At 49.3% G+C, this 13,197-nt stretch carries 10 protein-coding genes and 1 other annotated feature; all 10 genes read left to right on the forward strand.

The annotated features are described in order from the left end of the window. Positions 1–64: 64 nt before the first annotated feature. On the forward strand, positions 65–1,369 hold the full coding sequence (gene hemL / locus ABGV42_RS21810) for a glutamate-1-semialdehyde 2,1-aminomutase (RefSeq protein ID WP_347383661.1): 1,305 nt from the start codon (positions 65–67) through the stop codon (positions 1,367–1,369). After that, positions 1,366–2,274, forward strand: coding sequence for an RluA family pseudouridine synthase (locus ABGV42_RS21815; RefSeq protein ID WP_347383662.1), 909 nt, complete (start codon positions 1,366–1,368; stop codon positions 2,272–2,274). The genes hemL and ABGV42_RS21815 overlap by 4 nt, the downstream gene beginning before the upstream one ends. A 135-nt stretch (positions 2,275–2,409) precedes the next feature. Beyond that, on the forward strand, positions 2,410–3,951 hold the full coding sequence (locus ABGV42_RS21820; RefSeq protein ID WP_347383663.1) for a LysM peptidoglycan-binding domain-containing protein: 1,542 nt from the start codon (positions 2,410–2,412) through the stop codon (positions 3,949–3,951). 160 nt (positions 3,952–4,111) lie between these two features. After that, positions 4,112–4,396 (forward strand) — a binding site (T-box leader). Between the two features lie 58 nt (positions 4,397–4,454). Continuing rightward, on the forward strand, positions 4,455–7,121 hold the full coding sequence (locus ABGV42_RS21825) for a valine--tRNA ligase (protein ID WP_347383664.1): 2,667 nt from the start codon (positions 4,455–4,457) through the stop codon (positions 7,119–7,121). 78 nt (positions 7,122–7,199) lie between these two features. Beyond that, positions 7,200–8,576, forward strand: a complete 1,377-nt coding sequence (locus ABGV42_RS21830; protein WP_347383665.1) for a bifunctional folylpolyglutamate synthase/dihydrofolate synthase — start codon at positions 7,200–7,202, stop codon at positions 8,574–8,576. 56 nt (positions 8,577–8,632) lie between these two features. Continuing rightward, the gene (murC, locus tag ABGV42_RS21835; RefSeq protein ID WP_347384456.1) at positions 8,633–9,952 is read left to right on the forward strand and encodes a UDP-N-acetylmuramate--L-alanine ligase; all 1,320 of its coding nucleotides are present in this window, start codon (positions 8,633–8,635) and stop codon (positions 9,950–9,952) included. 118 nt (positions 9,953–10,070) lie between these two features. Continuing rightward, on the forward strand, positions 10,071–11,258 hold the full coding sequence (locus ABGV42_RS21840; protein WP_347383666.1) for an SPOR domain-containing protein: 1,188 nt from the start codon (positions 10,071–10,073) through the stop codon (positions 11,256–11,258). Between the two features lie 144 nt (positions 11,259–11,402). Further along, positions 11,403–11,645 (forward strand): DUF4321 domain-containing protein, encoded by a 243-nt coding sequence (locus ABGV42_RS21845; protein WP_095293309.1) that lies wholly within the window; start codon positions 11,403–11,405, stop codon positions 11,643–11,645. A gap of 92 nt (positions 11,646–11,737) precedes the next feature. Further along, the gene (locus ABGV42_RS21850) at positions 11,738–12,349 is read left to right on the forward strand and encodes a Maf family protein (RefSeq protein WP_347383667.1); all 612 of its coding nucleotides are present in this window, start codon (positions 11,738–11,740) and stop codon (positions 12,347–12,349) included. Between the two features lie 34 nt (positions 12,350–12,383). Continuing rightward, a complete protein-coding gene (gene radC / locus ABGV42_RS21855; RefSeq protein ID WP_347383668.1) occupies positions 12,384–13,073 on the forward strand; it encodes a RadC family protein in 690 nt (229 codons plus the stop codon). The last annotated feature ends 124 nt before the right edge of the window (positions 13,074–13,197 follow it).

Below are 13,197 nucleotides of genomic sequence, written 5' to 3' on the forward strand. Positions count from 1 at the left end.
GTCGTTGTGTGGATCAGATTACTGTTCATATACAAGCGGGGCCTTTATATTAAGGAGGATGTTCATGACTGCACAATCAGGAAAAAGACGCAACGATGAGCGCTCACGCAGCGCATTCGAAGAAGCCAAGCAGTACATACCTGGAGGCGTAAACAGTCCCGTTCGGGCTTTTAAATCGGTAGGACTTACCCCGATCTATGCAGAACGCGGAGAAGGATCCAAAATTTACGATATTGATGGCAACGTATTTATTGATTATGTAGGCTCATGGGGACCGCTTATCATGGGACATGCCCATCCTGATGTCGTTGAAGCACTGCGTGAGACAGCTCTGAAAGGAACGAGCTTTGGTGCTCCAACGCTGCTGGAAACAGAGATGGCTAAGCTTGTTTGCGAACGCGTGCCTTCCATCGATATTGTGCGGATGGTGAACTCGGGTACGGAAGCGACCATGAGTGCCATTAGGCTGGCACGTGGTGTAACGGGTCGCAGCAAAATTTTGAAGTTTGAAGGTTCATACCACGGACATGCGGACAGCTTGCTGATCAAAGCGGGTTCTGGTGTCGCTACCCTTGGATTGCCAGACAGCCCTGGAGTTCCAGAAGGAGTGGCTACTAATACGATCACGGTACCTTACAATGATTTGGAATCGGTTAGCCTTGCCTTTGAACGTTATGGTGAGGAACTGGCTGCTGTCATTGTCGAGCCTGTGGCTGGGAATATGGGCGTTGTACCTCCGGCGGAGGGCTTTCTTGAAGGCTTGCGCAGTCTGACCAACCAGTACGGCAGCCTGCTTATCTTTGACGAAGTAATGACCGGTTTCCGCGTAGGCTTGAACTGTGCACAGGGTCGATTCGGTGTTACGCCCGATCTGACTTGTCTCGGTAAAGTTATCGGCGGCGGCCTGCCGGTCGGGGCTTATGGCGGTCGTCGGGATCTGATGGAGCAGATCGCTCCAACCGGTCCGATTTATCAGGCGGGAACACTGAGTGGTAACCCACTGGCAATGGCAGCAGGCTACACGACACTCAAACTGTTGACACCGGAAGTCTATGATCGTTTGGAGACGTTATCGGCACGTTTGCAGGCTGGCTTCGAAAAGAATGCAGCAGAGACGGGCATTGCAGTAACGATTAACCGTGTTGGCTCCATGGTATGTCCGTTCTTCAGCGGTGTACCTGTCACCAATTACGATATAGCCAAAGCAAGCAATCTGGATCAGTTTGTTCGTTACTTTGCAGCCATGATTGATCAAGGTGTAAGTGTGGCACCTTCGCAATTTGAAGGCATGTTCGTCTCTGGTGTGCACACAGAGCAGGACATTGACGATACGATTGAAGCGAACCGTAAGGCTCTTCAATCTCTATGACGATCAAAAGTTGGAAACGTCGTGGAGAATGGCTTGAGCTGATGCCAGGCAAGGTGGTAACAGGCAGTTCAGACAAACAGCTTGCAGCAGAGCAATGGCTGCTCACTGAACTTTCGTTTCCGGAAAAACTGCTTCGTCAGCTCAAGGCAAATCACGGAATTCAATTGGCAGGGGACCGGCTTCGGCTGGCCCTTTTTGCATCTCAGCCCATTGATGTTGAACCCCGGTGGGCTGATATCGATGTGCTGTATGAGGATGATTTTAGTCTGGTTGTGCACAAACCTGCAGGTATGAAGCTTCACCCGGATGGAACACGTGCCGATCATGCCATTACACTGGATCATGCCGTCGCTTCTTATTATGAGATCAATGGTATCGACACCTGTGTGCGCCACGTTCATCGTCTGGATGAAGATACAACGGGTCCCGTTTTATATGCCAAAAATGCCTTTACCCTGGCCAAGCTGGATGAGGCGATGCGTCGCAAAGACATTGGGCGTCAGTATGTAGCCATTGCTGAAGGTCAGGTTTCTCCAAAACTCAGCAAAATTGATGCTCCCATAGGCAAGGACAGGCACCACAAGCAGCGCAGACGTGTTTCCGAGAGTGGGCAGGAAGCAGTAACGCATGTAGAGATTGTAGACGTATGGGAACAGGCGACACTTGTGCGTTTGATACTGGATACAGGACGTACGCATCAGATCAGGGTACATCTGAGTTATGCCGGACACCCGCTTGTTGGCGATCAGCTGTATGGAGGCCGGGCTGATGCAATTGGACGCCAGGCTCTTCATGGAGAAGTGTTAAGGTTTAATCATCCGCTTACCGGGGCACTGATTGAAGTTCATGATCCGTGGCCTTCCGATTTTGAACAGCTCGCACAGCGGGAACGCAAGGTCCAATAAAAAGGCAAGGTTTGAACAAAGGTGGCATGCTCATCTCATCCATGGCATATAGATGGGGTAACGAAGGATTTGGACCATGGATCAGTCCCATGAGAAGGATCATGGTGAACATATGCCGAAAGGAGGACGCCACCTTTGTTGAATCAACCTTATGGTTTGCGGTTCGATATTTATGAGCGCGTTCATTTGTCCGAGGGAGTCCCTGCCATTGAGGAACTGGAGGAAATTGAGTTATACCCGCGTATTCAAGTCATCGGTCAGGATGATCATGCAACGTTGCGAGGCCATCTTTTGCTTACAGGTGCGTATCGGGGAGAGAACGAGATCTCGGAGGAATTGAAACATTTTATTCCGGTTGAGATCACGGTTCCCCTGAATCGGGTAAGATCGCTTGAGGATATCTCGATTGAGATTGAAAACTTTGATGTGGATTTGTTATCCAGCCGAAGCTTGAATATTACAGGCGTGTTGTCACTGCGTGGCATAGAGGGCTTTCCTGTCGAGGAGCCGCAGGCTTGGTCAGCAGAAGAGTTTACCGTGGTACACTCCCCTGATCCGCAGCAGGGTAACCGCTCCCCGGAAGAAGAGTATGCAGATGCTGGGTTGAACACCTTTGCACAGGAATATCTGCTTCAACGCAGCGAAGAGGAAGGGCTGCCTATAACGGCCGATTCGCTGTACGCAGAAGAAGTCCCAGGGAATCTGCAGCAAGCCGCTGATGAAAGTACTCGTTATGAAGATGATACGCAGCCGGTTACACCGTTAAACCCTGCATCCGAACAGCTCTATGCTGATACGATCGAAAATCAAAATGAGGAAAACAGTCAGAATAGACCACCTGCTGAAGAAAATGCCCCTTCTTTAATCACCCAAGAAGATGAAGCAGCCGATAATGAAGTACCCGGCTCGCCTTCACCAGTCTCTTCTTTTATGGCGGAAACTGCAGACCGACTGGCTTCTTATCCGGAGTCAGAGCCATTGTTACCATTGGCCGAAGAATCACCATCTGTCTGGGCCGAGCCTTCCGTGGAGACCTTACATACTAACACGGAGCTGAACCAACAACCATCGGAAGACTTGGCTGTATCGAATGTTTGGAATTTTGAATCTTCCAGGTCGGGTTCGCCGCAGGAAGATCAGGCGGAGGCTGAGACTCCGGCAGAGAATTGGCAGGATGTATTTGCAGCGTCTGAACTGGAGTCTGCCGAGGGAGAAAGACCTTCTACACTGAAAGCAGTGGATGCCGAGGAATCTTCGGAGCCTGTTTCGTTCATTCCTGAACCTGTGGCTGAGACAGAAGACAAGCCAGAGCTCAAAGTTGCGTTTGGCAGCAAAAAGGAGTCTTCACCAAGACAGGAAGAAGGGGTTGGCATCTCGTCCCTGTTGTCCTCGGGCAGATCCGTCCGGGATACAGAAACGGATCGGGAGGACGAGTCGGTCGCTGGCTCCGTACAGGAAGAAGCTTACCAGGCTGATGATGTCCAGTGGAAGAACCTGTTTTTGGGCACGATTGTGGATCAGACGCCATTCCGCAAAGTGAAACTGTGCATTGTCCAGCGGGAAGAGACATTGGATACCATTGCTGACCGGTATCAATTGAGTACCAGGGAGCTCCAGTTATACAATCGTTTGTCTGAACAGGTCGTTGAAGAGGGGCAGATTTTATACATCCCCTGACCTCTGACTTGTAAAATAACGGGCGTACCAACCCGCAATCTCATAAGGATTGCGGGTTTTTGCAGCTTTTTAGACCAAGATGCAGGGCTGACGCCCGTTTCCGCTGTTGTCAGGTTGACTATCGGGCACGGTCAGGGTATGATGTCTTTAGGTTTTTTGAAGAACAACGTCGAACGGGAGTAGTAGACAGCAAGGCCTTTCAGAGAGCGGGATTGCAGCGCTGAGAAATTCCGCAGGAACCAACTGATCGAAGTCGCCCGGGAGTTGCCTGTTTGAATATGAGGAACGATGAAATATGTCATCGTGATTTGTTCCTGAAGTAGGATGGGCCGGTAGCAGCCGTTATCTGCTTGAAGTGTCACGATAGCCTCAGAAAGGCATGTTGTTTCTTTCTGTCTGCGTGAAACAAAGGTGGTACCGCGAAAGCTAACCTTTCGTCCTTTGATGGATGAAAGGTTTTTTTGTTTTTTGGCGATGATGATTAAGTAACGGAGGAATGACACATGTCTGAAGAAAAAAAATCAGCTGCAACAGAAATGCCGACTACGTATGATCCGAAAGCTGCGGAGCAGAAATGGTATTCCACCTGGACAGAGCGTGGATACTTCAAGGCTGGACAGCGCAAGGATGCTGAGCCGTATACCATTGTAATTCCACCCCCGAACGTAACAGGTATGCTTCATATCGGGCATGCACTGGATTTTACCCTGCAGGATATCCTGATCCGGACCAAACGGATGCAAGGGTATGATGCACTGTGGCTCCCAGGTTCCGACCATGCAGGAATTGCGACTCAAACCAAAGTGGAGCAAAAGCTGCGTGAAGAAGGTCTGACCCGCTATGATCTGGGACGCGAGAAATTCCTGGATAAAGTGTGGGACTGGAAAGACCAATACGCGACAACGATCCGTCAGCAGTGGGGTAAAATGGGGCTGTCACTGGATTATTCACGTGAACGCTTTACGCTCGACGAAGGGCTTTCCCAAGCTGTGCGCAAAGTGTTTGTTCAACTATATGAGAAAGGCCTGATTTACAGAGGCAAACGTATTATCAACTGGGATCCCGTGAACCGTACTGCATTGTCTGACATTGAGGTGGAGTACAAAGAAGTTCAAGGACACCTGTATCATCTGAAATATCCACTTAAAGACGGAAGCGGTTATGTTACAGTGGCGACGACTCGTCCGGAGACGATGCTCGGTGATACTGCGGTTGCTGTTCATCCAAAAGATGAACGCTATGCAGATATGATTGGCAAAACGCTGATCCTGCCGATCATTGGCCGGGAGATTCCGGTTATTGCCGATGATTATGTAGATAAGGAATTCGGAAGCGGTGCTGTAAAAATTACGCCTGCACATGATCCGAATGACTTTGAAGTGGGTCTTCGCCACAACCTGCCTCAGATCACAGTAATGGATGAGACAGGTACCATGAATGCTGAAGCAGGCAAATATCAGGGTCTGGATCGCAGCGACTGCCGCAAGCAGATTGTTGCCGATTTGCAGGAACTTGGTGTATTGATCAACATTGAGGATCACACACACCAAGTTGGACACAGCGAACGGACGGGAGCCGTGGTTGAGCCTTATTTGTCCACACAATGGTTTGTTGAGATGAAGCCTCTCGCAGAAAGAGCCATTCAAAAACAGCAGAACGGTGAAGGCGTAAACTTCGTTCCGGATCGTTTTGAGAAAACGTATTTGAACTGGATCGAAAATGTTCGTGACTGGTGTATCTCACGTCAGTTGTGGTGGGGACATCGCATTCCTGCCTGGTACGACGATGAGACTGGTGAAATTATTGTATCTGCTGAAGATCCAACAACGCTGCCAGAGTACGCTGGTCGCAAGCTGAGACAGGATGAAGATGTTCTGGATACGTGGTTCAGTTCTGCATTGTGGCCTTTCTCCACGCTCGGCTGGCCGGAAGATGCAGAAGATCTGAAACGCTACTATCCGACAAGTGTGCTTGTAACCGGATATGACATCATTTATTTCTGGGTTGCACGGATGATCTTCACAGCTCTGGAGTTCACGGACGAAATTCCGTTCAAAGATGTTCTGATGCATGGTCTTGTTCGTGATGCGGATGGCCGCAAAATGTCCAAATCACTCGGTAATGGTGTGGATCCGCTGGATGTTATTGAGAAATACGGTGCAGACGCGATGCGGTATATGATCTCCACCAGCAGCACGCCAGGCCAGGATCTTCGTTTCCGCTGGGAGCGGGTAGAACAGGCACGTAACTTTGCCAACAAAATCTGGAATGCATCACGTTTCGCACTGATGAATCTGGAAGGATTTACTTTCGAAGATCGCGACATCAGCGGAGAGCTTGGAACAGCCGATTATTGGATTTTGCACCGTCTAAACGAAACTTCCCGCGATATTACGCGTCTAATCGAAGCATACGAATTTGGGGAAACAGGACGATTGCTGTACAACTTTATCTGGGATGACCTCTGTGACTGGTATATTGAATTTGCCAAGCTGTCCTTCTACGGTGAAGATCCGGTTGCCAAGAAAAAAACACAATCGGTACTCGCTTACGTCCTGGATCACACCATGCGCCTGATTCACCCGTTTATGCCATACATCTCGGAAGAAATCTGGCAGCATCTGCCTCATGAAGGCGAGACGATTACACTTGCTTCTTGGCCAGTGTATGATCCTGCGCTGGAGAATACGGAAGCCGTTGCCGAGATGAACCTGCTCATGGATACCATTCGTGCCGTACGGAACATTCGTGCAGAAGTAAACGTGCCGATGAGCAAAAAGATTGAACTGATGGTAAAAGCGAACAGCACTGAGACATACAGCATCATAGAACGCAACAGCCATTACATCCAACGATTCTGCAATACATCCGAGTTCGACAGCGGACTGGACCTGAGTTCACCGGACAAGGCAATGAGTGCTGTTATTACGGGAGCTGAGTTGTACTTGCCGCTGGCAGGACTGATTGATATTGAGCAGGAAGTGGCTCGCCTGGAGAAAGAGTTACAGAACCTTGAAGGTGAAGTACTCCGTGTAGAGAAAAAGCTGGCGAATGAAGGCTTCGTAGCCAAGGCACCAGCCAAGGTTATTGAGGAAGAACGCGCCAAACAAGCGGATTATTCGGATAAACGGGATAAAGTTATCGCCCGGATCAAGGAACTGAAAGGTTAATATTTCTGGGTCGGATGGAGAGGAAACATGCCATCCGGCCGCTTTTTTCAATCAAACTCGGGACCGAAGGTGAAACATATGACGGAACTTAATGGCACGGGCTTACATGCCCCTCTGCATACCTATGACGAGGCTGTGAACTGGATCAATGGCCTTATTCCTTTTGGCATCAGACCCGGATTGGAAAGAATCGTGGAGTTGATGTCACTACTCGGTAATCCTCATCAGCGTCTCAAATTTATTCATGTCGCGGGAACGAACGGAAAAGGTTCGACTTGCGCTTTTTTGACGTCAGTGCTGCTTCAGGCGGGATATGATGTCGGAACGTTTACGTCTCCGTATATCACGAAATTCACGAATCGTTTTCAGTACAACGGTGAGGATATTCCGGAAGAGACACTGCTGAAGCTGGCGAATCGTCTCCATCCTCTGGTCGCCGATATGGCCTCTACTGCTCTTGGATCACCTACCATGTTCGAGGTGTCTACAGCCCTCGCACTTCTGTACTATGCAGAAGAGTGTTATCCGGATGTTGTAGTATGGGAGACTGGACTGGGGGGAAGGATGGACGTAACGAATATCGTCACACCAGTAGTTTCGGTCATTACGAATATCGGTATGGATCATACGGATGTCCTGGGAGATACCATCGAAGCGATCGCAGGAGAAAAAGCAGGCATTATCAAACCAGGCGTACCTGTTGTCACCTGTGTTACGCAGCCTGAGGCTGTTAAGGTAATTAAGGAAAAGGCCCAGCAGGTCCGATCAACTGTGTATTTGTCGGGAGAACAGTTCTCTTACCATAGACTCCATAGTGATGAGAATGGTCAATCCTTTCATTTTGCAGGACCGTTCCGCGAGATGGATGCTCGTATTCGAATGCAGGGCATTCATCAGATTGATAATGCTGCGGGTGCTCTTATGGTGCTTGAATTGCTCAGGCAGTACATGGCATTTATGCTGGATGACAGAGATATTGCTCTTGGATTGGAGCATGCCTTTTGGGCTGGCCGATTCGAGAAGGTCGTTGACGAACCCCGAATTGTACTGGATGGTGCGCATAATCCGGAAGGGGCGGAGTCACTGGCCAAGAGCATTGTCGACGTATATCCTCACAACAAGTTAAATTTGATGATGGGCATGCTGGCGAATAAGCATCACGAAGCGTATTTGCAGCATATACTGCCACTAGTGGATACGCTGATCCTGACCGAGCCAGATTTCCGACGCAAGATGGATGCAGCAGAGTTGCTGCAAATCGTCGAGCGGGTACGTCCCGCCATTGCGAAGCAGGATCTGGAAATCATCGTCGAGCCCGATTGGGCGAAGGCACTTGATCTATTGAAGTCACGGACGGAAGCGGAAGATCTGGGGGTGGTGTCCGGCACACTGTATCTCATTGCAGATGTGAGGGCAGCCCTTTTGCATCAAACCGATTCTGAAAAAGGTTGGTGAAAGTTTTGTTAAATACATCAGAACATGTTCATTTTATAGGGATTGGCGGATACGGCATGAGTGCCATCGCACGAGTTATGTTGGAGATGGGATACACCGTTACCGGATCGGATGTTGCTTCACAGGAATTGACTGAGAAGCTGGCAGCCAAGGGAGCGAAAATATATATCGGACACACGGCAGAACACGTAAATGGAGCAGATCTTGTGGTCTACTCTACAGCAGCTCCGGCGGATAACGTGGAGCGGGTGGCAGCAGAGCAGCTTAATATTCCGATTCTTCACCGTGCACAAATGCTGGCGCGCCTGCTCAATGAGCGCAAAGGCGTTGCGGTTGCTGGTGCCCATGGCAAAACGACAACTTCCTCGATGATTGCACTTGTCATGGACAAATGCGATACAGACCCGACCTATATCATTGGCGGAGAAATCATGAATTTGGGAACTAATGCGAAGGCGGGCCAAGGTGACTGGGTTGTGGCCGAAGCGGATGAGAGCGATGGATCGTTTTTGCAATATCATCCATGGCTTGGAATTGTGACCAATATTGAAGCCGATCATTTGGAGAATTACAATAGTGACTTTGAGGAGCTCAAAAAGGCGTATGTACAATTCTTGAGTCAAATTCGTCCGGAAGGTACAGCGATTGTCTGTGCGGATGATGAGAACGTTCAGAGCATTCTACCTGAGCTGAAATCCCGAATCACGACATACGGCATTGATCAGAAAGCCGATTATATGGCGTCGGATATTGTACTGGGCGATCGTAGAATCTCCTTCACCATGAGCCACCAGGGTAACGTACTGGGAACGGTGGAGCTCTCTGTTCCAGGCAAACATAATGTCTACAATGCCATGGCTACGGTCATTACCTGTCTGGAAGCAGGTATTCCGTTCGAGAAAATCACGGCAGCCATCATCCAGTTCCATGGGGCAAAACGCAGATTCCAGGTGCTGGGTGAAGCACGGGATATTCTGGTCATCGATGATTATGCTCATCATCCGACTGAAATTGAAGCGACCATCAGTGCTGCGAAAGCGACAGGGAAACGTATTATTGCGGTGTTCCAACCGCAGAGATATACGCGTACCTTTTTCCTGCTGGATGCGTTTAGTCGTGCTTTTGCGGAAGCAGATGAGGTACTTATCACCGATATCTATTCTCCGGCTGGAGAAAAACAGATTGAAGGTGTGCACTCCGCTAAACTGGTTGAACTGATTGTTCAGAACAGTAATGCTGCTGCTCGTTATCTCCCTACCAAAGAAGAAGTTGTAGCAGATTTGCAGAATCGTCTGCAGCCGGGAGATCTTGTACTCACGATGGGTGCAGGGGACATTTGGAAAGTCGGCGATACACTCGCCAAAGGATTGAAATAAGCTATTTTCTGACCCGCTTGTCTTCGTCAAGAAGCAGGCGGGTTTTTGAATTTCTAGGAATCTTTCATTGTCTCCAAGCATATAGCTGATATAAATGGGACAAAGGAGAGGGTACGGGGTGAGCAATGCTAGAATGACGTTTCGTTTTGGGGAGAACGAGTCGGACAAGCCGGATCATAAGGATGAGAAGGTGGTTGGAACCTTTCCATCCTTATCGGATGAGATATCGCAAAGTACAGCAAGGATGGATCCTACGCCTTCATGGACACCGGAGGATATCCCTGTAGATTGGGGAGAGACCACGCTGAGCGGGACAAGCATACTGGAGTCTGAACAGAGAAATGAACGGAACTCGGGTCCTGTACAGTCGACGTATGTTTATTCGGATCAAGCGGTGTATCCTGACGAAAACGAGAGAGAGCTTCCCGATGACAGTAATGATGTGGGCCATGACTGGATGGCGGATCGTGATAATTACTCCTACAAGCGAAATCGCCCTCCGAGGGGCTGGAAGATGATTGGTTCGGTCACGGGAGCGCTGGTCACCGGTGCCCTTTTCGGTATGGTTATTCTTTCGTTTTTTAATCGGGAAGGAACAGGCCCAGAGGTACTTCCTCAAACCAATCAACCAGTATCGAGTGTAACGGGAGTGCAGGGTCAATCAGGGACGGACCAACAAGCACAGTCAGCGCTTAGCGGAGGCAGCTACTATGCGCTTCAGTATGGCGTTTTTAGTTCACCTGAACGTGCTGAACAGGCTAAGCTTGAACTCTCACAGGCTGGAATTGCCGCAGGAACGGATCCGGACGATGGGAATCGGGTGTATGCAGGCATCTCTTCTGACCGTGAGGAAGCTAAACTGCTGAGCTCCCGTCTCAAAGCAGAGGGCGTAGAGTTGTATGTCAAAGAGATTGCATATCCTGCAGTGGACGCTGCTGCTATCGGTATGAATCAGGAGGATGTTCAGCTTTTCTTCAGCAGCAGCAACGCATTGGTGGAGCAGCTATCCACATTGTCCATCGGGCAGCTTGGTCAAGCAAATCCTGAGCCTGTAGGCGCGGAAACGATGACCGCATTACAGAATCAGCACCAGGCTTGGACAACAGGGGTGGGAAAACTCTCGGCAGGTCTCGGACAAGAAGCGGTACCGATGGTTTCAGCCATGGAAAAATCGATGAACAGCGCAATTACGGCAGTGGCCGAGTACAACAAAAATCCCTCCGATGTACACATGTGGGCTGTACAAGCGGATCTGATGGATTATGTCCTGCAACAGAAAAAATGGCTTGAGGGGATTAAGCAATAAGATTTTCTTCCCCTAACACAGCCCCGAAATCCCTGTCCGGCAAGGAACTGGAAATAGTTCCCCTTGCCGGATTTGTGTTTGTATTGACGTACAAAACCCCGTATAATAATGTGGGTGTCAAAAAATGGCGAGGGAAGATAACCGATGAAAAAAAACTTCGGCATGTTAATACTGTTTCTTCTGCTCGGCTGGATGGCCGGAGCGTGGATCGCCAAGGCACTGCAGCCAGTCAAGGCTGTTGCCATTCTAACCAAAGCCACGACCATACGTTGGTCACCGCAGGCTGATCTGGATATTATCAGTTATGACATTTCATTTCAATTTCAAATGAGCCTCCTCAGTTTGATTGGTATTATTGCGGCTGTATGGCTGTATCGTAGACTGTAGGAGAATGACGATTTTTGACGACGAAACTAAGCGAATGACATCTACTATGGTGATTGGGACAGATGTCGCCGTAGCATAAGGAGCCGTTTATTTTGAATAAATCACAATCGCGCCCTATTATTCTGGCCTCCACTTCGCCACGGCGCAAGGATCTGCTCGCTTCACTTCAACTAGCTTTCAAAGTAATACCAAGCCATGCGGATGAAGATACACCGCCGGAATGGACACCAGAGCAGACGGTTCAGGAACTCGCCATGCGCAAAGCGATGGCCGTCTATCGTGCTCTTGAAGGTCAGGAACAGGACGCTATCATTGTAGGCAGTGACACTGTCGTTGTGCTGGATGGAGACATTCTGGGCAAACCTGTGGATCAACAGGATGCTGAACATATGCTAGCAAGACTCCAGGGACGTACACATCATGTGTTCACTGGTGTGGCATGTATTGATGCCGGAAATGGAAAGTCCGTTGTGCATTATCGGCAGACGGAGGTAACGATGAAGGAGCTGTCCGAGGCAACGATCGGGGCGTATGTCCAAACAGGCGAGCCTATGGACAAAGCAGGATCGTATGCGATTCAAGGAATTGGCGCTTCACTGATAGACCGCATTGAAGGATGCTACTTTAATGTAGTGGGCTTGCCTCTTTCCCTGCTCAGCGATATGTTGGATGGATTCGGAGTCCATGTGCTGCCGCGAGCCTGATGGTAGGAAATGACGATGTGAAAAGAGGGAATATATGGAGTCGCCTCAGTACATGATGCGCGACATCCCCCATGAAGAACGCCCGAGAGAACGCATGATGGAATATGGGGCGGGCGCTTTAAGCCATGCAGAACTGCTGGCTATTTTACTTCGGACGGGTACAAGGCAGGAATCAGCAGTGCACATGGCACAGCGTATTCTCACCGAAGCAGGTGGCATTCGTCCGTTAATGGATATGAGTCTGAACGAGATGACTGCAATGAAAGGAATTGGTATGGCCAAGGCGGTTCAGCTCAAGGCTGGTATTGAACTTGGTCACCGGATTGCGAAGAGTAGACGGGTACAATCTCCTTCCATCCGTACACCTCGTGATGCAGCAGATATTCTGCTCGAGCAGCTGCGTTACTTACAGAAGGAACACTTTGTGTGCCTTTTCCTGAATAGCAAAAATCATATTATTGCCCAGGAAACACTCTCCATGGGCAGCCTTAATGCTTCAATTGTACATCCACGTGAAGTGTTTCGTGCTGCCATCAAATGCAGCAGTGCCTCGATCGTATGCGCACACAATCATCCGAGTGGTGATCCAACGCCCAGTCCTGAGGATATCCAAATAACCAAAAGGCTGATCGAAGCAGGTTCAATCGTGGGAATAGATGTGCTGGACCACATCATTATCGGCGATGGAACATACGTAAGTTTGAAGGAGAAGGGCTTAGTATAATATAATGGTTGGCGTTGATGTTTTCCTATGAATATTGACGGCGTTGTCCGTAGAAGATAGGTTCACTTTACAGATGCAACACATTTAAATGAATGATGAACCCTGCTGTATTGCAGAGGAAATG

Origin of the sequence: Paenibacillus pabuli (assembly GCF_039831995.1) — a bacterium.
GTDB lineage: Bacteria > Bacillota > Bacilli > Paenibacillales > Paenibacillaceae > Paenibacillus > Paenibacillus pabuli_C.

Excerpts from the sequence above, each read along its gene's own strand:
- ABGV42_RS21845 (WP_095293309.1), top strand. The coding sequence starts at position 11,403 with ATGAAAAAAAACTTCGGCATGTTAATACTGTTTCTTCTGCTCGGCTGG.
- ABGV42_RS21830 (WP_347383665.1), top strand. The coding sequence starts at position 7,200 with ATGACGGAACTTAATGGCACGGGCTTACATGCCCCTCTGCATACCTAT.
- ABGV42_RS21825 (WP_347383664.1), top strand. The coding sequence starts at position 4,455 with ATGTCTGAAGAAAAAAAATCAGCTGCAACAGAAATGCCGACTACGTAT.
- radC (WP_347383668.1), top strand. The coding sequence starts at position 12,384 with ATGGAGTCGCCTCAGTACATGATGCGCGACATCCCCCATGAAGAACGC.
- ABGV42_RS21815 (WP_347383662.1), top strand. The coding sequence starts at position 1,366 with ATGACGATCAAAAGTTGGAAACGTCGTGGAGAATGGCTTGAGCTGATG.
- hemL (WP_347383661.1), top strand. The coding sequence starts at position 65 with ATGACTGCACAATCAGGAAAAAGACGCAACGATGAGCGCTCACGCAGC.
- murC (WP_347384456.1), top strand. The coding sequence starts at position 8,633 with ATGAGTGCCATCGCACGAGTTATGTTGGAGATGGGATACACCGTTACC.